Below are 19,769 nucleotides of genomic sequence, written 5' to 3'. Positions count from 1 at the left end.
CTTCCTACTTGAGCCGAGGCGGTGCGCTATTCTCGAATTCGTTCAAGAATGTCTCATAGACGACGTACCGCGTAGGCCCAGGTGTTAGCTGCTCCATAAGCAGGGGTTTCACCTCGTCGAGCCAAGATAATTTGCCAAGGCCAGACCCGATTTTTGGCAAGGCGATGGATTCTACCCGGTTTTTGTCGGCCCATTTCACAAGCCCGCGAACTGCTTTCCGTAAATAGGGAAGCGTGGCGTGATACATATCTGGCTGGGTTGCCAGATAAATGAAGCCCGGCTGATTGCCGTCTGGCTCCAATGTCCAGATATGACCCCCAATAAACCTGCCGGTCCGAGCATATTTCTTGAACGCAGCCTGCACATTCGGCCACTTTTTCGAAATCTTCAGCGCAAGTCCGGTGCCAAGGCCCTCTTGATTGCCCTCTGCCACGCCTTGAGCGATATAGCTTTCCTGGGCGGCCAGCAGGTCTCCGGTGACAAAGACAATCATCGCACCTTCAATGCGCCTCGTCCCAGTTGTTCGCTGCGCGGGCATCGACATGCAGCGGCACCGACATCGAGATGGCCGGCATCGGCGCGTTCTCCATCACCCTGCGCACCACGGGGATCGTCGCCTCGACTTCCGCTTCAACCGTCTCGAAGATCAATTCGTCATGCACCTGCAAGAGCATGCGGGCGGACAGGCCGGCCTTTTCCAGCGCCTCGTCCATATGCACCATGGCGCGGCGGATGATATCGGCAGCGGTGCCTTGCAGCCTGGCGTTGATCGAGGCGCGCTCGTTGAAGGCACGGATCGACGGGTTTGACGACCGGATCTCAGGATAGTGGATGCGGCGGCCGAAGATGGTTTCGACGAAGCCATGCTCGCGGGCATAGGCTTTTGTTGCCTCGATATAGTCGCGGATGCCGGGGAAACGCTCGAAGTATTTCTTGATGTAGGCGCCGGCCTCCTCGCGCGGGATCGACAGCTGGTTGGCCAGCCCAAAGGCCGAGATGCCGTAGATGATGCCGAAATTGATTGCCTTGGCGCGGCGGCGCACTTCGGAAGGCATGCCTTCGACCGGCACGTTGAACATTTCCGAGGCGGTGATGGCGTGGATGTCGGCGCCATCGGCGAAGGCCTGCTTCAACTGCGGGATTTCGGCGACGTGGGCAAGCACGCGCAGTTCGATCTGGCTGTAGTCGGCCGAGACCAGTTTCTGGCCCTTGTCGGCGATGAAGGCCGTCCTGATCTTGCGTCCCTCCGCGGTGCGCACCGGGATGTTCTGCAGATTGGGATCGGAGGAGGACAGCCGGCCCGTCGTCGTTGCGGCCAGCGCATACGATGTGTGCACGCGCCTGGTGTCGGGATGGATGAAACCGGGCAGCGCGTCGGTGTAGGTCGATTTCAGCTTGGTCAGCTGACGCCAGTCGACGATCTTGCGCGGCAGTTCGTGGCCTTCGGCGGCGAGGTCTTCCAGAAGCTGCGCGGAGGTCGACCATTGCCCGGTCTTGGTCTTGGAGCCGCCGGGCAGGCCCATGCGGCCGAACAGGATGTCGCCGAGTTGCTTTGGCGACCCGATGTTGATGCGCTCGCCGACAAGGCCGTAGATTTCCTCTTCCAGCCGTGCCGCGCCTTGCGCCAGCTCGCCGGAGAGCCGCGACAGAATCTGGCGGTCGACCGAGATGCCGCGCTGCTCCATACGCGCCAGAACCGGCACCAGCGGACGCTCCAGCCGCTCATAGACCGAGACCAGGCCCTTGGCGGCCAGCCGCGGCTTCAGCACCTCCCATAGCCGCAGCGCTACGTCGGCATGGCCGGCGGCGTAGGCGGTCGCCCGGTCGATGTCGACCTGCTCGAACCCGACCGAGCTTCTGCCTGAACCGGCGAGGTCCTTGAGCGGCGTCGTGGCATGGCCGAGCCATTTGTCGGCAATCGAGGACAAAGTGTGGTGGCCGGTGCCGGCGTCGAGCACATAGGAAATCAACATCGTGTCGTCGAAGGGTGCGATATCGATGCCGTGGCGGCTCATGACGACGATGTCGTATTTGGCGTCCTGGGCGATCTTGAGCACCGATTTGTCTTCCAGCAGCGGCTTCAGCAGCGCCAGCGCCTCGCGGACCGGAATCTGGTTCTCCAGCGTGCCGCCGCCGAGCAGGTCGCCGGCGCCGCTCTTGTGGGCGAGCGGCACATAGGCGGCGCGGCCGGGGCCGATCGCCAGGGAGAAACCGATGAGGTCGGCCAGCATCGGATCGGAAGACGTGGTTTCGGTGTCGAAGGCGACGATCCCGGTCTCCTTGGCTTGGGCCAGCCAGGTCTTGAGCGTCGCCGTGTCGCGGATGGCGACATAGGCGGCGGGATCGATTTTGGCCGCAGCGGCCGTTTCCAGGCGAAGTGCGGCAAGCAGCGAAGGGGCGTCGCCGGCCCTGGCGGTTTCGGTTTTGGCTTCATCCTGTGTTGCCGCAGGCGCCGCTATGCCGGAACCGACATCGGGGCCGTGCGCGGTGTCGGCGCGCTCGACGGTGACGGCGACAGCCTGCACATCGCCGGCTTCGGTGCTGGTCGCTTCAGCAACGCGCCGGGTCAGCGAGGTGAATTCCATGGTTTTGAGAAAGCCGATCAGCTTCGGCCCATCCGGCGCATGCAGCACGAAATCGTCGAGCCCGTCGGTCACCGGCACGTCGTTCTTCAGCGTCACCAGCTGGCGCGATATGCGCGCCTTGTCGGCATTGGCGATGATGGATTCGCGCCTCTTGTCCTGCTTGATCTCGCTGGCCCGGGCGAGCAGCCCGTCAAGGTCGCCGAACTGTTCCAGAAGCTGCGCCGCCGTTTTCGGCCCGATGCCGGGTACGCCCGGCACATTGTCGACGGAGTCGCCGGTCAGCGCCTGCAGGTCTATCATCTTTTCCGGCGGCACGCCCCATTTCTCGATGACTTCGGGGATGCCGATCTGGCGGTCCTTCATCGGGTCGTACATGCCGACCGTGGGTCCGACCAGCTGCATCAGATCCTTGTCAGAGGAGATGATAGTGGTGTCGCCGCCGGCCTCGCACGCCAGCCTGGCATAGGTGGCGATGAGGTCGTCGGCCTCGTAGCCTTCGATCTCGATGCAAGGCAGGTTGAAGGCCACGGTTGCCTGGCGGATCAGACCGAATTGCGGGATCAGGTCTTCGGGCGGTGCGTTGCGGTTGGCCTTGTATTCCGGGTAAAGATCATTGCGGAAGGTTTTCGACGAATAATCGAAAATGACCGCTAAATGCGTCGGCACGATGCCTACATCGGTGTTGCGGGCGTCCTGCATCAGCTTCCACAACATGTTGCAGAAGCCGGAGACCGCGCCGACCGGCAGCCCATCGGATTTGCGGGTCAGCGGCGGCAGCGCATGATAGGCGCGAAAGATGTAGCCGGAGCCGTCGATAAGGAAGAGATGGTCGCCTTTTTTCATGCCGGCAGGGATAGCGCGGCAGGACGGCGCGGTCCATGGCAAAGGCGGGCTTCCAACAGGTGTTGCGGCGACATGCTGACAGAGCCTGCCTGCCGATAGGTCCTGCTGCTGTTTGCCTCGGCGCTCACGGCTATGTTACAAAAGTGTAATTTTTGTGCCCTTGAAACGCCACGATCCGAGACACAAATAAAGGTCATCGGCAGTTTTCGCCGAGTCCGGAGCAAGGCCCGTCCCCCGCCTATCCCGGACAATTGCGGCAGCCTATCCCCCCTCTCCGGGCTGCCGCATCGTTTCGAGTAAAAGACCGCCGTGGTTCCCCTCCACCACGGCGGTTCTTTTTTGCCTTCTGACAAGTGTTTACGGTCCGTGGTCCAACGATCGCGGGCTTTTCGTTTTGATGCGCTGCCTTTACGGTCCCGGCACCGAAAAGAAAGGCCCGCAGTAATGTCCACCATTTCCTCCGTCCTCGACCGTCTCGACAAAAATCTCGACCAGAGCCTGGAGCGCCTGTTCGGCCTGCTCCGCATCAAGTCGATCTCCACCGATTCAGACTATGCCGCCGACTGCCGCAAGGCCGCCGAATGGCTGGTGGCGGACCTCAAGCTGATCGGCTTCGACGCTTCGGTGCGCGACACGCCGGGACACCCGATGGTGGTTGCGCACCATGAAGGCCCCGCCGGTTCGCCGCATGTGCTGTTTTATGGCCATTACGACGTGCAGCCGGTCGATCCGATCGAGCTTTGGGAGAACGACCCGTTTGCGCCGGCGGTCAAGGAGATCGAGCCCGGTCACAAGGTAATCACCGGCCGTGGCTCGGCCGACGACAAGGGGCAGCTGATGACCTTCGTCGAGGCCTGCCGCGCCTGGAAGCAGGTGCATGGCAATCTGCCCTGCCGCATCACCATCCTGTTCGAGGGCGAGGAGGAGTCCGGTTCGCCGTCGCTGAAGCCGTTCCTCGAGGCCAATGCCGATGAGCTCAAGGCCGATTTCGCTCTGGTCTGCGACACCGGCATGTGGGACCGCGAAACGCCGTCGATCTGCGTTTCGCTGCGCGGAATGGTCGGCGAGGAGGTCACCGTCAAGGCCGCCGATCGCGACCTGCATTCGGGCCTCTATGGCGGCGCCGCCGCCAACCCGATCCGCATCCTGGCGAAAATCCTCGCCGACATCCATGACGAGAACGGCCACATCACCATTCCCGGCTTCTATGACGGGGTCGAGGAAACGCCGTCGCAGATCCTGAAATCATGGGAAACTCTGGGCGAGACCGCCGAAACCTTCCTCGGACCGATCGGCCTCTCGATCCCGTCGGGCGAAAAAGGCCGCTCGGTGATGGAACTGACCTGGGCGCGGCCGACGGCCGAGTTCAACGGCATCATCGGCGGCTACACCGGCAAGGGGTTCAAGACGGTGATCGCGGCGGAAGCGTCGTCGAAAATCTCCTTCCGCCTCGTCCACAAGCAGGACCCCGAGAAGATCCGCGCCGCGTTCCGGGAATTCGTCAAGGCGCGCATTCCCAGGGACTGTTCGGTCGAATTCCACCCGCATGGCGGCGGGCCGGCAATTCAGCTTTCCTACGACTCGCCATTCCTGGCCAAGGCCAAGACTGCGCTGTCGGATGAATGGCCGAAGCCAGCGGTGACGACCGGCAGCGGAGGCTCGATACCGGTGGTCGGCGACTTCCAGACCTATCTCGGCATGGAATCGCTGCTGGTCGGGTTCGGGCTCGACGACGACCGCATCCACTCGCCCAACGAGAAATACGAGCTGACCTCCTTCCACAAGGGCCAGCGCTCCTGGGCGCGCATTCTCGATGCGCTGACGCGCTGAGGAGGCTGGGAAGTTTTCTTGTTGATTTTTCAGCGGATCGCGGCGAGGACGAGTTACGCCGCGATCCGGAGACAACTATGCCCGACATCCGCTTCCACAAGAACGATCTGCCCGACCTCGCCCACTACAATGTCGACGCGGTGGCCATCGATACCGAGACGCTGGGGTTGAACCCGCACCGCGACCGGCTTTGCGTGGTGCAGATCTCGCCCGGCGATGGCTCGGCCGACGTGATCCAGATCGCGCCCGGCCAGAAGAAAGCGCCGAACCTCGTCAGCCTGCTCCGCAACCGCGGCATATCGAAACTGTTCCACTACGGCCGTTTCGACCTCGCCGTGCTGTACAATGCCTTCGGCGTCATGCCGGAGCCGGTGTTCTGCACCAAGATCGCCTCGCGGCTGACCCGCACCTATACCGACCGGCACGGCTTGAAGGACATCTGCTTCGAACTGCTTGGCGTCGGCCTGTCGAAGGCGCAGCAATCGTCGGACTGGGCGGCCGAGACCCTGTCGCCCGAACAGCTCGAATATGCCGCTTCCGACGTTCTCTATCTGCACCGTCTGCGCGAGGTGCTGGCTGGACGCCTGGCGCGGGACGGGCGCACCAAGGAAGCCGACGCCTGCTTCCGCTTCCTGCCGACGCGTGCCAAGCTCGATTTGATGGGTTGGGACGAAGAGGATATTTTTGCCCACAGCTGATGGCCTTCGGATAACGCTTCCGGCAGCCTTGCAACCAGACACGCGTCGTGGCGTTCTGTCGACTCAATGAGGGGGATGACGTGGCAGACCGCAAACCGATAGCGACCGCCCCGACGGATGGATCCAAGGTCACTGTTCTGTGGAAGGACGGCGCCGGCGTCGTCAGCGAATCCGTCGGGCAATATCGCGACGGCGCCTGGTGGGTCTACACCGACAGCGATACCCAGAAAAAGGTCGACCCGACCAGCTGGCGGCCAGTCTCCAGCGACGATGACGACGATCAATGAGCGCCGCTGGCGGGTGCAACTGCTTTCGCATAGCCTGAAGTCGTTGATATCGAGGCCGATTCGGGGCCTTCCGCTCCGTAGCCTCTCTTCCTGGAGGAACGCGTCATGGGCATCGCAAGCCTTCTCATCTTCATCATAATCGGCGCCATTGCCGGCTGGCTCGCCGGCCTCATCGTCTCGGGCTTCGGCTTCGGCCTCATCGGCAACATCGTCGTCGGCATTATCGGCGCCCTGATCGCCGGCTGGCTGTTTCCAAGGCTGGGCTTCGCAATCGGCGGCGGCATTCTGGCTGCCATCATCAACGCCACGATCGGCGCTGTCATCCTGCTGGTGCTGGTCAAGGTTCTGAAGCGAGCTTGACGCTCTAAGTTTTCATTCAACGCAATTCCTCAGGAGAAAGCCTGTGCTTTCCTGGAATTGCTGCCAAAGGAGCGCGCCGTGAAACAGAACACTCTCTATCTCCTTGTCGGCGCGCTCGTTGTCGTGGTCATCGCGCTCGGTGCATATGTCTATCACGAACAGACCAAGCCCAAGGGCGTCGAACTGAAGATCGACGACAAGGGCATTTCGATCCAGCAGAATTGAAATATTCGGGGTAGCCAGGGCCTCTGCCTTTTGCGGCAGACAGGCCGCGAGGATGCGGCTTTCGGACCCAGTTGGCGGCAGCGGATTTTAGAAATTCTTAAGGAATTTCAGAAGGGTGCATAAACCCTGCTTTAACGCGCCCTTAAACCGCCGCATCTACCCTCCAACCCGAGCGCCATTGACACCGGGAAGACAGCGCAACGCATGGCGAACCGCAGAGACAGTCGCATCGAACCCAGCTTCGAGGGATCGCCAAAGGCGAAATCCGCGGCCGGTTTCTCGGTGAACGAGGAGGATCGCGTCGTGCCGGGCAATCGCAAATCCTCCACGGCGCGCAAAACCTCCAGAGCAAAATCATCCTCGCGCGGCCGGCGCGGCAAAGCCCGGCGCGGGCTGTTCGGCGTCATGGCCCGGATGTTCTACTGGTGCTTCGTGCTCTGCATCTGGGGCGGCATCGCGGTGGCCGGCATCGTCGTCTATTACGGCGCCAAGATGCCGGCGGCGACCACCTGGTCGATCCCCGACCGTGCCCCCAACATCAAGATCGTCTCGGTCGACGGGCAACTGCTTGCCAACCGCGGCATGAGCGGCGGCGAGGCGGTCGGCCTGCACGAAATGTCGCCTTACATTCCCGAAGCCGTCATCGCCATCGAGGACCGCCGCTTCTATTCGCATTTCGGCATCGACCCGATCGGCCTGTCGCGCGCCATGGTGACCAACGTTCTGGGCCGCCGTTTCTCGCAGGGCGGCTCGACGCTGACCCAGCAGCTGGCCAAGAACCTGTTCCTGAAGCCCGACCGCACGCTGGAGCGCAAGGTGCAGGAGGTACTGCTGGCGCTGTGGCTGGAGCACAAGCATACCAAGGACCAGATCCTCGAAATGTACCTCAACCGGGTCTATTTCGGCTCGGGCGCCTATGGCGTCGAGGCGGCCTCGCGCCGCTATTTCGGCAAGAGCGCGCGCGATGTCACACTTTCGGAGGCGGCCCTTCTCGCCGGCCTCTTGAAGGCGCCGTCGCGGCTGTCGCCGGCGCGGGATCCGAAGGCGGCGGAGGAGCGCTCGCAGCTGGTGCTGGCCGCCATGCGCGACGAAGGCAAGATCAGCGCCAAGGAACTGGCCTCGGCGATGAGCGCGCCGGCAACGCGCGCGCCGTCCTATTGGACCGGTTCGGAAAACTACGTCGCCGACACCATCATGGAAGAGCTGCCCGACCTGATCGGCGACGTGCGCAGCGACATCGTCGTCGACACCACCGTCGACCTCAACCTGCAGAAGCTCGCTGAACAGTCGATCCGCCGGCTGATCGATGAGAGCGGCAAGAAGCTCAATGTCAGCCAGGGCGCGCTGGTGTCGATCGACAATTCCGGCGCCGTGCGCGCCATGGTCGGCGGCTACGACTATTCGACCAGCCAGTTCGACCGTGCTTCCGAAGCACGCCGTCAACCGGGCTCGGCGTTCAAGCCGTTCGTCTATATGGCCGCGCTGGAAGCCGGCCGCACGCCCGACAGCGTGCGCAACGACGCACCGATCAGGATCGGCAAGTGGACGCCCGACAATTATGGCGGCAAATATTTCGGCAAGGTGACGCTGGCGACCGCGCTGGCGAAATCGCTGAATTCTGTCGCGGCCCAGCTGACCATGGAGGTCGGCCCCGACGCGGTGGTCGAGGCGGCGCACCGCATGGGCATCCAGTCCGATCTGATCGCCAACACCTCGATCGCGCTCGGCACTTCGGAAGTGACGCCACTGGAGCTGACATCGGCCTATGTGCCGTTCGCCAATGGCGGCTACAAGCCCGACATCCATTTCATCCGCCGCATCACCACGACCGAAGGGAAGGTGCTCTATGACGACAATGGCGGCAGCGCGCCGCGCGTCGTCAAGCAGAACATTGTCGGCATGATGAACTCGATGATGACTGGCACGGTCGAGATCGGCACGGCGAAGAAGGCGGCCTTCGCCTGGCCGTCTGCCGGCAAGACCGGAACCAGCCAGAATTCGCGCGACGCCTGGTTCGTCGGTTACACCGCAAACCTCACCACCGGCGTATGGTTCGGCAATGATGACGGCACGCCGATGAAGAAGGTCACCGGTGGCGCGTTGCCGGCACAGGCCTGGCACGAATTCATGGTGGCGGCGCATGAAGGCGTGCCGGTCAGGCCGCTGCCCGGGACCTGGAAATCGACGCCTCCAGATACCATCGTGCCCGACGATATTCCGTCAGTCGATAACAATCAGGCAGCGCCGTTGCCTGCCGTGGCCGTCAGCCGTTCTGAGCCTGCTGCCGCGCCGGCACCTGCTGCTGTACCCGCACAAGCACCGGTCCGCCGTCCGGCCGAAACCGTCGATGCCGACGGTTTCGACATGCCGGGCGACGGCGGCACCACGGCCTCGATCAAGCATCCGGTACCGCCGGGCAGCGTCGGCGGCCCGACCAAGAAGCGGAAAACCTCAATCCTGGATATTCTCGGCGGCGGCTGAGCGGCTCGTCATTCTAGCTTCGAATCAAATGCGAGCTGGCAATCCGTTCCTCATATGAGAGCTGCGGTGACAATTCGGCCTCTCGCCACCTTCGCGGCATTCGGCTACATCTCCGGCCGGAGTGACAGACATGGCTGAGACCGACATCAGAAAAACCATCGTGCTGACCGGAGCCAGCCGCGGCATCGGCCATGCCACGGTCAAGCGCTTTTCGCGTGAGGGCTGGCGGGTCATCACCTGTTCGCGCCAGGCTTTTGCCGAGGATTGCCCGTGGCCGGCCGGCCCGGAGGACCACATCAAGGTCGATCTCGCCGACCAGGAGGATGTCGGCATCGCCGTCTCGGAGATCCGTCACCGGCTGGAAGCGCATGGCGGGCAATTACACGCGCTGGTCAACAATGCCGGCATTTCGCCGAAGCTCAAGGACGGCAACAGCCGCATGGATTCGATCGACACGCCGATGCATGTCTGGCGCGATGTGTTCCAGGTAAATTTCTTCGCGCCGATCATGCTCGCGCGTGGTCTCTTCAAGGAGCTTGCGGCAGCAAAAGGTTCGATCGTCAACGTCACCTCGATCGCCGGCACGCGCGTGCATCCTTTCGCCGGCACCGCCTATGCGACCTCGAAGGCGGCACTCGGCTCGCTGACGCGCGAGATGGCGCATGATTTCGGCCCGCACGGCATCCGCGTCAATGCGATTGCGCCGGGCGAGATCGACACCGCGATCCTGTCGCCTGGCACCGACAAGATCGTCGAGACGATCCCACTCAGGCGCCTTGGCGCCACCTCGGAAGTCGCCGACATCATCTTCTTCCTGTGCTCGCAGCAGGCGTCCTATGTGACGGGCTCGGAAATCCACATCAATGGCGGCCAGCACGTCTGAGCGCTGACAGACTGCTCATTCGGCGATGGTGAGAACAGCCTTGCCGCTGAAGCTGCGCTGTCGCAGGGCGTCCAGAGCCTGGGCGATGTCTGTCCACGGCACGGTCATGGACACGCGGGTTTCCAGCCGGCCAGCCGCGACCAGAGCGAGCAGCGAGGCGATGTCCGCGCCAATGGCTGGACCGGATGTGTAGTAGGCGAAAGTCTGAAGCCTCGCTCCCTCATGGCCTGGAACGAATTGTCTGAAACCAACCGGCGTGAGTTCGCCGCTGCTCGAACCGAACATGACGATGGTGCCGCCGGGGGCGACGCGTTCGATGGCATGGGCGAGGCTTTGGCCGCCGACCGACTCGGTGATCAGAGAGAATGGCCCTTCGGCCAGTTCGATCGACTCGACGACTTCGTGAGCACCAAGACCGCGGAGATCCTCGGCGTGCCGGGCGGCGGCGATTGCAGTCACCGCGGCGCCTTGCTCGCGGGCGATCTGGATCTGGAAACCGCCGACCGCGCCGCTGGCGCCGGTGATCAACACCTGCTGTCCCGCGAGGTCGCCGCCATGGCGCAAGACCCTGAGCGCCGTCGTGCCCGCGACCGGAAGCGTGGCGGCGGACCCGAAGCTGACCTCGTCCGGGATGACTGCGAGACGGTCGGTCGGAACGGCGACCCGTTCGGCCCAGCCGGCCTCGTCCACCAAAGCCACAACCCGGGCGCCGACGGCAGGCCCGGAGCCATCGGCTGCCGCCCGCTTGATTACTCCAACCACGTCCTGGCCAGGTATCCAGCCTTTTGGGCGTATGGTGAGCAGGCGCAGTTCGCCGCGGTTCAACGAGGTTGCGTGGACGCAGACAAGCGCTTCGTTGGCGAGGGGTTGAGGTTCGTTGGCCTCGGCAAACGTCAGTCCGGTGGGGCTGTCGGGAGAGATGACGAGGGCGCGCATGGGAAGCCTTCCTGCCGGTTTGTGAAATGCCAGCCACGAACCAGAGCCTATCGACTTCCCGGATCAAAGAATTTAGCTATCATGGCGAATAGTCGCTAAAAGCCGTCAATCATGAGACAGCCTCTCCGCTACCCCTGGGCCAATTTCGACGTCGATGATGTGATCGCTCCTGCAATTGCGGTTCGCGTCGATGTCACCGAAACCAAAGCGGAAGTGGCGACCCATTGGCATCGGAAGGGCCAGCTCGTCTTCGCGCTCGGCGGTGGCGTCACCTGCCGCGTGCCCAGCGGTCTGTGGATGGTGCCGCCGCATTGCGGGGTGTGGATTCCCGGTGGCATGGGACACAGCAATATCGCCACCGCCAATGCGCGGATTTTCTTCGTCTATATCGAGCCGGGAGCCGCCGATCTGCCGGACCGCTGCTGCACGCTGTCGATCTCGCCATTGTTGCGCGAACTGATCATCGAGCTGGCCGATCGCGTGGAGGAGGATGAGGCGAGGGACGTGCTGCTGACCACGATCCTGCTCTCCGAACTGCCGCGCATGCCGGTTCAGCTATTGCATCTGCCGATCTCCGCCGAGCCGCGCTTGCGGCGGATCGCCGAGGCGCTGGCGCAAGACCCGGCCGACCGCAGCACGCTTGCCGAGTGGGCCAATCGCGTCGCGCTGAGTGAAAGCAGTCTTGCCCGTCTGGTGGTGAAGGAAACCGGCCTGAGCTTCGGCCGCTGGCGCCAGCAATTGCATCTGATCGTCGCCATAAGGGAGCTGGCCTCCGGTGCGAGTGTCCAGCAGGTTTCGGGCGATCTCGGCTACGCCTCCGTCACCGCCTTCATCACCATGTTCAAGAAGGCGCTTGGCAAGCCGCCGGCAAAGTATCTCGCCAGCGTCGCGCACAATGGCGGCTCCGCCTTCGTTGGATGATCGATGCGCCTGTGGCAAGCCTCAGGCCGGGGAGGGCTCAATGGCTTCGGGGCGCGGCATCGGCTTTTGCTCCAGCACTTCTTGCACGATGCCGCGGGCGATCTCGCGTTCGCCCATGATGACGGTGTCGGCGCCGAGGCCTTTGAGATGCTCGACCTCGGCATCGGAATGGGCCCTCGCTATGACGTTGATGCCGGGATTCGCGGCGCGTGCCCTGAGCACGATCTGCCCGGCCTCGAACGCGTTGGGGATGGCAAGGATCAATCGCCTGGCGCCCTGCGGATTGGCGGCGGCGAATACACCTGCATTGGCCGCGTTGCCGGAGACGATTTCGACGCCGTCGTCTCTCAGCCTCGCCAGCGTCTTGTCGGCGTCCTCGATGACCAGGAAGGACAGCGATGCCTGTTTCAGCGCCGCGCCGACCAGGCTGCCGACGCGGCCGTAGCCGATCAGGATGGTGTGGCCCGAAAGCGTTGTGCGTGGCGGTGGGCCATCCTCTTTTGCCGCGGCGGCCACCGAGGCCACTTGTCCGGGCTGCGTCGCCGGGCCGACCGGCTTGGCCTCTTCCGGTGGTGCTGCCTTGGCGGCGCGCGCGTCCAGCCATGGCTTCATCCAGTCGAGGGCGAGGAACATCAGCGGATTGGCCAGGATCGACAGGATGGCGCCTGCCAGGATCAGGTCGCGTCCCTGTTGCGGCAACAGCTTCAGCCCGACGCCGAGCTCCGCCAGGATGAAGGAGAATTCGCCGATCTGCGCGAGGCTGGCCGAGATCATCAAGGCGGTTCCCAGCGGATAGCGGAAGGCGATGACGATGACGAAGGCGGCCAGCGACTTGCCGATGACGATGATGGCCAGCGTCGCCAGGATCGGCCAGCCATTGCTCATCAGGCTGAACGGATCGAACAGCATGCCGACTGAGACGAAGAACAGCACCGAGAAGGCGTCGCGCAGCGGCAGTGATTCCTCCGCCGCGCGGTGGCTGAGCTCGGATTCGCTCATGATCATGCCGGCGAAGAAGGCACCGAGCGCCAGCGAGACGCCGAACAGTTTGGCGGCGCCGAAGGCGACGCCGAGCGCGATCGCCAGCACCGCCAGCCGGAACAGTTCGCGCGAGCCGGTATGGGCGACGTAATGCAGGATCCACGGAATGACGCGGCGGCCAACCACCAGCATGACGATGACGAAGGCGACGACCTTGGCCAGCGTGAGGCCGACGACGCCCCAGATGCCGAAGCTGGCCGGCAGCGACAAAAGGCTCGCATGGTCATCGACCTGCGGCTGGCCGCCGAGCACGCCGGCCAACGCCGGCAAAAGCACCAGCGCCAGCACCATGGCGAGGTCCTCGACGATCAGCCAGCCGACGGCGATGCGGCCGCGCTCGGTCTCGATCAGCCGTCGCTCCTGCAACGCGCGCAACAGCACCACTGTGGACGCGACGGAAAGCGCTAGGCCGAAGACGAGGCCTGCGCCCATCGACCAGCCGAGCATCCAGGCAAGGCCGGCGCCCAGCGCGGTGGCAAAGCCGATCTGGACGATGGCGCCGGGTACGGCGATGGCGCGGACGGAGAGAAGATCCTTCAGCGAGAAATGCAGGCCGACGCCGAACATGAGCAGGATGACGCCGATTTCGGCCAGCTCATTGGCAAGACCGGCATCGGCGACGAAACCCGGCGTGTTCGGTCCAACCAGCACGCCGGCGACGAGATAGCCGACCAGCGGCGGGATGCGAAAACGGTTGGCGAGCGCCCCGAAGATGAATGCCAGCCCCAGACCGGCGACGATGGTGGCGATAAGGGGCGTGTCATGCGGCATTGTCTATGGAGCGCCTTTCGGGAAATGTCGGGTGTGCGCCGCCCGCAGCCGCCGCCTTTGCAATATGGTGGAGGGGGTGCGGGCGACGCAACCCGCGAGACGTAAATTGGTGGCCAGAGGCGCCGAAAAACGAAAGGCGCGCGCAGCGAAAACGCTGCGCGCGCGAATGATCTATGAGATAGCGTCAGGCTGCCTGCTGCAGCATGGCCTCGATGTCGATCAGCGGGCGGTTGGTCAGTGTCTTTGGGATCTCCGCCTGCACCTTGTCGGTGACTTCCTTGTGCAATTTCTTGCGCATGGTGCCGAGCACCAGCGGCGGCGCGACCAGCACGATGTCGTCGAAGATGCCGTGATGGGCGAGCTTGTAGAGCCGGTCCGCGATCTCTTCGGCAAAGCGTTCCTTGCCCTGCCGGTGCCAGTCGGTTTCCTCAACCGCGCTGCGATGCACGGAGGGGCCGTCATTGTAGCGGCCGGGACTGTCGCTGCCTTGTTCGCGCGTTGCCGGATTGTCCTGGTTCATCTCCTGGAAGAGCTGCAGGTGCGGATAGAGATTGTCGCCCTCGTTCTTCAGGAACAGCGCTTTCTCGCCATCGGCCACCATGACCAGAAGGCCATGTTTCAGGTTGATCTTGCTCATTTGCGGGCTCCTGCTTGAAGGTTCAAATCCAGCCGACGATTGTCTGTTACGGCAGGGGCAGAACGCGTGGCGAAGCGGGAACGTTCCACTTCGTTCGCCGAGATCGCACGCAGCCATATCCAGCCCGATCTAACGTCCATCGGAGCAATGTCCGAGGTGACGGCTTTAATCTACTAAATTAGTAGAATTTAGAAAAAACAATTTTGCAGCTTGGCCGCCTGCCGGATAAAAGAGCCGCAGAACAAGGCCTGCGGCAGCAGCTTGAATCCGCCTGATATGCGGATGTGGAATATTTTTCTCTTGGCCCTTTGGCTTGCGGAAAACCGATTGCCTCCCGTCAGGGGATGCGCGAGTGGGTTCCTTCAGCTTTTTCGCGTCCGCGCCTAAAACTGCCGAATTGTTCCGGAATCTGTTCGTCATGCCGCACACCAATCCCAAGCTCACCGCGTTCCCGGTCTTCATGCGGGTCGAAGGCGAAGCCGTGGCCATCGTCGGCGGCGGAGGCGAAGCGTTGGCCAAGGCGCGGCTACTTGATCAGTCGAGTGCTGTGCTTCGCATCATTGCCGATGTTGCCGACGCCGAATTGCTGAGCTTCATCGCCACGACCGGCGCCATCCGTATCGACGCCCCCTACGACGCCGCGCATCTCGAAGGCGCGGTCCTGGTGTTTGCCGCCAGCGGCGACGAGACGCTCGACCGCCGCGTCGCCCACGATGCGCGCCGCCTTGGCATTCCGGTCAATGCCGTCGACCGGCCGGAGCTATGCGATTTCTTCACCCCGGCGCTGGTCAACCGCGCCCCGGTCGCCATCGCCATCGGCACGGAAGGCGCGGGTCCGGTGCTGGCGCAGATGCTGCGCAGCCGCATCGACCGCATGCTGTCGCCGTCGCTCGGGCCGCTGGCAGCGCTTGCCGCCTCGTTCCGGGGTGCCGCCGAAAAGCTGCTGCCGAAAGGCAACGCCCGCCGCCAGTTCTGGAGCAGTTTTTTCCAGGGTGCACCGGCGCGCGCCGTCGAAGCCGGCGAGCTTTCGCAGGCGCATGACGCCGCCGCCGATCTGTTGCTGTCGAAGGCTCCGGCTTCGGGCCATATCGCGTTGGTTGGCGCCGGGCCAGGTGCTGAGGATCTTCTGACGCTGCGCGCGCATCGGCTTTTGATGGAAGCCGACGTCATCGTCTATGACGCGCTGGTGCCGGAGGCGATCGTCGCCATGGGCCGCCGCGACGCCGAGCGGCTGCCGGTCGGAAAGCGCAAGGGATGCCACACCAAGAGCCAGGCCGAGATCAATGCGCTGCTGGTCGATCTCGGCAGGCAGGGCAAGCGCGTCGTGCGGCTGAAGTCGGGCGACCCGCTCGTGTTCGGCCGCGCCGGCGAGGAGATGGCCGCACTGCGCGATGCCGGCATCGCCTATGATGTCGTCCCCGGCGTCACCGCCGCCTTTGCCGCCGCCGCCGACTTCGAGCTGCCGCTGACGCTGCGCGGCGTCTCCTCGTCGATGGTGTTCACCACCGGCCATGATCTGAAGGGCAATTCGCTGCCGGATTGGGCCAAGCTCGCCATTTCCGGCGCCACCGTCGCCGTCTATATGGGCCGCTCGGTCGCCGCCGAAGTCGCCGGACGACTGATCGAGGCCGGCCTGTCGCCGGACACGGCGGTTGCCGTGGTCGAGAATGCCAGCTTGCAGAACCGCCGCCGTTTCCACGGCACGCTGGCCGATTTGCCGTCGCTGGAAGCGCGCGCCGATCTGGCCGGTCCGGTGATGACCATCATCGGCGACGCGGTTGCCGGCGCCAACTTTGAACGTTCCGAGCCGCTCGCGGCACATAACTATGAGGGCGCCGCCAACGCGGCCGACGCAGAGGTCGAGCCATGAAGATACTGACCGCAAACCGCCTCTCCGACGGCATCGCCGTCTGGTACGCCGATGGTGGCTGGGCCGAGACGGTCGACCATGCCGACCTTGCCCATGACCAAGCGGCAGAGGACAGGCTGGAAGCAATCGGCGCCAAGGCCAACGCCAACAATCAGGTTGTCGACGTCAATCTGATCGACGCTGAAGTCGTCAATGGCATCGTCGTGCCGATGCGGCTGCGCGAAAAGATCCGCGCCGCCGGCCCGACCATCCGGGAAGATCTGGGCAAGCAGGCTGCGCGGGCAGCGTAACAAAATACGGGCGGACGCGCCCTGAAAGACGAAACATGTACCGCTACGATGAGTTCGACCACGATTTTGTCCAGGCCCGCGTCGCCGAGTTCAGCGACCAGGTCGAACGCCGGCTGTCCGGCGAGATCACCGAGGATCAGTTCCGGCCGCTGCGGCTGATGAACGGCGTCTACCTGCAGCTGCACGCCTACATGCTGCGCATCGCGGTGCCCTATGGCACGCTGAACAGCGCGCAACTGCGCATGCTCGGCCACATCGCGCGCAAATACGACAAGGGCTACGGCCACTTCACCACGCGCCAGAACATCCAGTTCAACTGGCCGGCGCTGTCCGACATTCCGGCGATCCTGGCCGATCTCGCCAGCGTCGAGATGCATGCCATCCAGACCAGCGGCAATTGCATCCGCAACGTCACCGCCGATCACTTTGCCGGCGCCGCCGCCGACGAGGTCGCTGATCCGCGCCCCTATGCCGAGATCCTGCGGCAATGGTCGTCTGTGCATCCGGAATTCTCGTTCCTGCCGCGCAAGTTCAAGATCGCGGTGACCGGGGCCGAGCGCGACCGCGCCGCCATCCAGACGCATGATATCGGTCTGCATCTGAAGAAGAACGCCGCCGGCGAGCTCGGCTTTGCCGTCTATGTCGGTGGCGGCCAGGGCCGCACGCCGATGGTGGCGCGCAAGATCCGCGACTTCCTGCCGGAAGCCGACCTGCTGTCCTACTGCACGGCGATCCTGCGCGTGTACAACCTCTATGGCCGCCGCGACAACAAGTACAAGGCGCGCATCAAGATCCTCGTCCACGAGACCGGCGTCGAGGAAATCACCCGCCAGGTCGAGGCCGAATGGCAGGAGCTGAAGGACGCCGAGCTGAAGCTGCCGGAAGCCGACATCCGTGCCATCGACGCCTATTTCGCGCCGCCGGCACTGACCGCCCGGCCGGAAGGCGACGCGGCGATCAAGCTGGCGCGGCTCGATTCCAAAAGCTTCTCGGATTGGCTCGACCAGAATGTCGTGACGCATCGCCATCCCGACTATGCCGCGGTGACGATTTCGCTGAAAGGTATCGGCGAAGTGCCGGGCGATGCCACCGACAGCCAGATGGAAGCGGTCGCCGACATCGCCGAGAAATACGCGTTCGACGAACTGCGCGTCAGCCATGAGCAGAACCTGATCCTGCCGCATGTGGCGCGCGCCGATTTGAAAGCGGTCTACGACGCTTTGGTCGACATTGGCCTCGCGACGGCCAATTCCAACCTGATCAGCGACATCATCGCGTGCCCTGGCCTCGATTATTGCGCGCTGGCGACAGCGCGCTCGATCCCGATCGCGCAGGAGATTTCGCTTCGCTTCGCCTCGCTGGAGCGGCAGCGCGAGATCGGCGAATTGAAGCTGAAGATTTCCGGCTGCATCAATGCCTGCGGACATCACCATGTCGGCCATATCGGTATCCTCGGCGTCGAGAAGAAAGGCTCCGAACTCTACCAGGTGACGCTTGGCGGATCGGCCGACGAGAACACCTCGGTTGGCGAAATCATCGGCCGCGGCTTCTCTTCGGAAGAGATCACGGACGCCATCGAGCAGATCGTCGACACCTATCTCGGCCTTCGGCTCGGTCCCAGTGAACGTTTTATCGACGCCTACCGCCGTGTCGGTCCCGCGCCGTTCAAGGAGGCGCTCTATGCTGGCGAAACCAAGGCCGCTTGACCGCATCGTCGACGTCGACGACAGCATCGCCGCCAAAGCGGCGGGCTTCGACGCGCTGTATGGACATCTGAGCCCGCTCGACATCATCGAACGCGCGGCGAGCGAATTGTTTCATGACGAGATCGCCGCCGTGTCGTCCTTCGGCGCGGATTCCGCCGTCCTGCTGCATATGATCGCCAAGGTCGACCGCACGCTGCCGGTCATCTTCCTGGACACCGGCAAGCATTTCGAGGAGACGCTGGGCTATCGCGATGCGCTGGTCGCCGATTTCGGGCTGACCAACATCAGGGTGATCAAGCCCGAAGACGCGGCGCTCGAGCGGGTCGATCCGACCGGCAATCTGCACCAGAGCAATACCGATGCCTGCTGCGACGTGCGCAAGGTCGAGCCGCTGGCGCGCGGCGTCGCCCCCTTCCGGGCCTGGCTGACCGGCCGCAAGCGCTTCCAGGCGGCGACGCGAGCCGCGCTGCCGGTGTTCGAGGCGGTCGGCCCGCGCGTACGCGTCAATCCGCTGGCGCACTGGACGACATCCGACCAGGCTGACTACATGCGCGCGCATGCGCTGCGCGAAAATCCGCTGGTTGCGTACGGCTATCTGTCGATCGGCTGCTTCCCATGCACGCAGCCGGTGCAGCCGGGCGAGGATGCGCGAAGCGGACGCTGGGCCGGTCATGCCAAGACCGAGTGCGGCATCCATCTGTCGGGACTGGAAGTATCGCTGACCGACGCATCCCTTTAAGCTATGGTGATATTCAGGTGAGGCTGGCCTGCAACGGCGGCTTCCGCCCGGAGGCCGTGTGGACCGGCTTTCGCGGACTTCGATTTTGGGGCTTTTAGGAATTTTCGATGACTGAACCGACGACAGCGGAGACCCGCCTCTGGACCCGGACGGGTTTTCGCGAGGACGAGTGGACACATGCCGAAAGTGCGGATGCACTGGCGGGCAATGGCCGCTTCATCCTGCCGTTGCAGGCATTTCTCGGCCTCGATGCCGAAGTGCGGCGCTCGGCCAAGGAGCGGCTTGGCGTCGCGCTGCAGCCCGGCGACCAGCTGGAAAAGATTGTGGATCTGCTCGACCAGCTGTCGCTGGTGGCGCTGGCCTTCCCGGCCTTCAGCGACGGCCGCTCGTTTTCCAAGGGCGAATTGCTGCGCAGCCGCTACCATTTCGAGGGCGCGGTCCGCGCCACGGGCCAGGTGCTCGTCGACCAGCTGCCGCATATGCTGCGCCTCGGCTTCGACGAGTTCGAGATCTCCAACCCGGTTCTGCTGAAGCGCCTCGAAGAAGGCCGCACAGGCGGGCTGGGCCTTTACTATCAGCCGACCGAAGCGTCGGAGCCGAAGGGGCCGAAATACTCCTGGCGGCGCGTTCGCAACAGCTGACGCAGCGGTAATTTCGCCTGTCTTT

The 19,769-nt window shown here is 63.7% G+C and carries 19 protein-coding genes; 13 read left to right on the top strand and 6 right to left on the bottom strand.

Features of this window, described 5'->3' with window-relative positions:
- Positions 1-4: 4 nt before the first annotated feature.
- Both NKJ88_RS08045 and polA read right to left on the bottom strand, forming a co-directional pair.
- Positions 5-493 carry a macro domain-containing protein gene (locus tag NKJ88_RS08045; protein WP_023691986.1) on the bottom strand — a complete coding sequence of 163 codons (489 nt, stop codon included), beginning with the start codon at positions 491-493 and terminating at the stop codon, positions 5-7.
- Between the two features lie 7 nt (positions 494-500).
- Entirely contained in the window at positions 501-3,428 is a 2,928-nt protein-coding gene (polA, locus tag NKJ88_RS08040) for a DNA polymerase I (RefSeq protein WP_352443966.1), read from the bottom strand.
- A 444-nt stretch (positions 3,429-3,872) separates the two neighbouring features.
- Between polA and NKJ88_RS08035 the strand changes: the two genes are divergently transcribed.
- The 7 genes from NKJ88_RS08035 to NKJ88_RS08005 all read left to right on the top strand — a co-directional run bounded on the left by NKJ88_RS08035 (position 3,873) and on the right by NKJ88_RS08005 (position 10,192).
- Positions 3,873-5,258, top strand: a complete 1,386-nt coding sequence (locus NKJ88_RS08035) for a M20/M25/M40 family metallo-hydrolase (RefSeq protein WP_023686593.1) — start codon at positions 3,873-3,875, stop codon at positions 5,256-5,258.
- 77 nt (positions 5,259-5,335) lie between these two features.
- Positions 5,336-5,956, top strand: coding sequence for a ribonuclease D (locus NKJ88_RS08030; protein ID WP_023698188.1), 621 nt, complete (start codon positions 5,336-5,338; stop codon positions 5,954-5,956).
- 80 nt (positions 5,957-6,036) lie between these two features.
- Positions 6,037-6,243, top strand: a complete 207-nt coding sequence (locus tag NKJ88_RS08025) for a hypothetical protein (protein ID WP_023683046.1) — start codon at positions 6,037-6,039, stop codon at positions 6,241-6,243.
- Between the two features lie 105 nt (positions 6,244-6,348).
- The gene (locus NKJ88_RS08020) at positions 6,349-6,603 is read left to right on the top strand and encodes a GlsB/YeaQ/YmgE family stress response membrane protein (RefSeq protein ID WP_352443902.1); all 255 of its coding nucleotides are present in this window, start codon (positions 6,349-6,351) and stop codon (positions 6,601-6,603) included.
- A 78-nt stretch (positions 6,604-6,681) separates the two neighbouring features.
- The gene (locus NKJ88_RS08015; RefSeq protein ID WP_023686592.1) at positions 6,682-6,828 is read left to right on the top strand and encodes a hypothetical protein; all 147 of its coding nucleotides are present in this window, start codon (positions 6,682-6,684) and stop codon (positions 6,826-6,828) included.
- 204 nt (positions 6,829-7,032) lie between these two features.
- Complete coding sequence (locus NKJ88_RS08010) at positions 7,033-9,309, top strand: transglycosylase domain-containing protein (RefSeq protein WP_023824633.1); 2,277 nt, start codon at positions 7,033-7,035, stop codon at positions 9,307-9,309.
- 130 nt (positions 9,310-9,439) lie between these two features.
- On the top strand, positions 9,440-10,192 hold the full coding sequence (locus NKJ88_RS08005; RefSeq protein ID WP_023686590.1) for an SDR family NAD(P)-dependent oxidoreductase: 753 nt from the start codon (positions 9,440-9,442) through the stop codon (positions 10,190-10,192).
- A gap of 15 nt (positions 10,193-10,207) precedes the next feature.
- Here NKJ88_RS08005 and NKJ88_RS08000 read toward each other — a convergent pair whose 3' ends face one another.
- Entirely contained in the window at positions 10,208-11,128 is a 921-nt protein-coding gene (locus NKJ88_RS08000) for a zinc-binding dehydrogenase (RefSeq protein WP_023686589.1), read from the bottom strand.
- Positions 11,129-11,239: 111 nt separating this feature from the next.
- Between NKJ88_RS08000 and NKJ88_RS07995 the strand changes: the two genes are divergently transcribed.
- The gene (locus NKJ88_RS07995) at positions 11,240-12,049 is read left to right on the top strand and encodes an AraC family transcriptional regulator (protein ID WP_023686588.1); all 810 of its coding nucleotides are present in this window, start codon (positions 11,240-11,242) and stop codon (positions 12,047-12,049) included.
- A 21-nt stretch (positions 12,050-12,070) separates the two neighbouring features.
- On the opposite strand, the gene NKJ88_RS07990 is transcribed toward NKJ88_RS07995, so the two are convergent.
- The 3 genes from NKJ88_RS07990 to NKJ88_RS07980 all read right to left on the bottom strand — a co-directional run bounded on the left by NKJ88_RS07990 (position 12,071) and on the right by NKJ88_RS07980 (position 14,918).
- On the bottom strand, positions 12,071-13,861 hold the full coding sequence (locus tag NKJ88_RS07990; protein ID WP_023686587.1) for a cation:proton antiporter domain-containing protein: 1,791 nt from the start codon (positions 13,859-13,861) through the stop codon (positions 12,071-12,073).
- Positions 13,862-14,045: 184 nt separating this feature from the next.
- Positions 14,046-14,498, bottom strand: a complete 453-nt coding sequence (locus NKJ88_RS07985) for a baeRF12 domain-containing protein (RefSeq protein WP_023686586.1) — start codon at positions 14,496-14,498, stop codon at positions 14,046-14,048.
- Between the two features lie 165 nt (positions 14,499-14,663).
- The gene (locus tag NKJ88_RS07980) at positions 14,664-14,918 is read right to left on the bottom strand and encodes a hypothetical protein (RefSeq protein ID WP_155923307.1); all 255 of its coding nucleotides are present in this window, start codon (positions 14,916-14,918) and stop codon (positions 14,664-14,666) included.
- On the opposite strand from NKJ88_RS07980, the gene cysG reads away from it, so the two are divergent.
- From cysG to NKJ88_RS07955, 5 genes are all read left to right on the top strand, one after another.
- The gene (gene cysG / locus NKJ88_RS07975; protein WP_023686585.1) at positions 14,917-16,368 is read left to right on the top strand and encodes a siroheme synthase CysG; all 1,452 of its coding nucleotides are present in this window, start codon (positions 14,917-14,919) and stop codon (positions 16,366-16,368) included. The two genes, NKJ88_RS07980 and cysG, sit on opposite strands and share 2 nt — an antisense overlap.
- Positions 16,365-16,658, top strand: a complete 294-nt coding sequence (locus tag NKJ88_RS07970; protein ID WP_023686584.1) for a DUF2849 domain-containing protein — start codon at positions 16,365-16,367, stop codon at positions 16,656-16,658. Before cysG ends, NKJ88_RS07970 begins: the two co-directional genes overlap by 4 nt.
- Before the next feature lie 35 nt (positions 16,659-16,693).
- Positions 16,694-18,364, top strand: coding sequence for a nitrite/sulfite reductase (locus tag NKJ88_RS07965; RefSeq protein ID WP_023683051.1), 1,671 nt, complete (start codon positions 16,694-16,696; stop codon positions 18,362-18,364).
- Complete coding sequence (locus tag NKJ88_RS07960; protein WP_023698193.1) at positions 18,339-19,103, top strand: phosphoadenylyl-sulfate reductase; 765 nt, start codon at positions 18,339-18,341, stop codon at positions 19,101-19,103. The genes NKJ88_RS07965 and NKJ88_RS07960 overlap by 26 nt, the downstream gene beginning before the upstream one ends.
- A 107-nt stretch (positions 19,104-19,210) precedes the next feature.
- Positions 19,211-19,744: a DUF934 domain-containing protein gene (locus tag NKJ88_RS07955; RefSeq protein WP_023686582.1), complete on the top strand. Its 534-nt coding sequence runs from the start codon at positions 19,211-19,213 to the stop codon at positions 19,742-19,744.
- Positions 19,745-19,769 lie beyond the last annotated feature (25 nt).

It is taken from the genome of Mesorhizobium sp. M0016, from assembly GCF_040324035.1.
Classification (GTDB): domain Bacteria; phylum Pseudomonadota; class Alphaproteobacteria; order Rhizobiales; family Rhizobiaceae; genus Mesorhizobium.
This window is presented reverse-complemented; position numbering and strand designations above follow the sequence as displayed.

Coding starts and splice junctions, on each gene's coding strand:
- NKJ88_RS08045 (WP_023691986.1), bottom strand. CDS start 493: ATGATTGTCTTTGTCACCGGAGACCTGCTGGCCGCCCAGGAAAGCTAT.
- polA (WP_352443966.1), bottom strand. CDS start 3,428: ATGAAAAAAGGCGACCATCTCTTCCTTATCGACGGCTCCGGCTACATC.
- NKJ88_RS08035 (WP_023686593.1), top strand. CDS start 3,873: ATGTCCACCATTTCCTCCGTCCTCGACCGTCTCGACAAAAATCTCGAC.
- NKJ88_RS08030 (WP_023698188.1), top strand. CDS start 5,336: ATGCCCGACATCCGCTTCCACAAGAACGATCTGCCCGACCTCGCCCAC.
- NKJ88_RS08020 (WP_352443902.1), top strand. CDS start 6,349: ATGGGCATCGCAAGCCTTCTCATCTTCATCATAATCGGCGCCATTGCC.
- NKJ88_RS08010 (WP_023824633.1), top strand. CDS start 7,033: ATGGCGAACCGCAGAGACAGTCGCATCGAACCCAGCTTCGAGGGATCG.
- NKJ88_RS08005 (WP_023686590.1), top strand. CDS start 9,440: ATGGCTGAGACCGACATCAGAAAAACCATCGTGCTGACCGGAGCCAGC.
- NKJ88_RS08000 (WP_023686589.1), bottom strand. CDS start 11,128: ATGCGCGCCCTCGTCATCTCTCCCGACAGCCCCACCGGACTGACGTTT.
- NKJ88_RS07995 (WP_023686588.1), top strand. CDS start 11,240: ATGAGACAGCCTCTCCGCTACCCCTGGGCCAATTTCGACGTCGATGAT.
- NKJ88_RS07990 (WP_023686587.1), bottom strand. CDS start 13,861: ATGCCGCATGACACGCCCCTTATCGCCACCATCGTCGCCGGTCTGGGG.
- NKJ88_RS07985 (WP_023686586.1), bottom strand. CDS start 14,498: ATGAGCAAGATCAACCTGAAACATGGCCTTCTGGTCATGGTGGCCGAT.
- cysG (WP_023686585.1), top strand. CDS start 14,917: ATGCCGCACACCAATCCCAAGCTCACCGCGTTCCCGGTCTTCATGCGG.
- NKJ88_RS07980 (WP_155923307.1), bottom strand. CDS start 14,918: ATGACGAACAGATTCCGGAACAATTCGGCAGTTTTAGGCGCGGACGCG.
- NKJ88_RS07970 (WP_023686584.1), top strand. CDS start 16,365: ATGAAGATACTGACCGCAAACCGCCTCTCCGACGGCATCGCCGTCTGG.
- NKJ88_RS07965 (WP_023683051.1), top strand. CDS start 16,694: ATGTACCGCTACGATGAGTTCGACCACGATTTTGTCCAGGCCCGCGTC.
- NKJ88_RS07960 (WP_023698193.1), top strand. CDS start 18,339: ATGCTGGCGAAACCAAGGCCGCTTGACCGCATCGTCGACGTCGACGAC.
- NKJ88_RS07955 (WP_023686582.1), top strand. CDS start 19,211: ATGACTGAACCGACGACAGCGGAGACCCGCCTCTGGACCCGGACGGGT.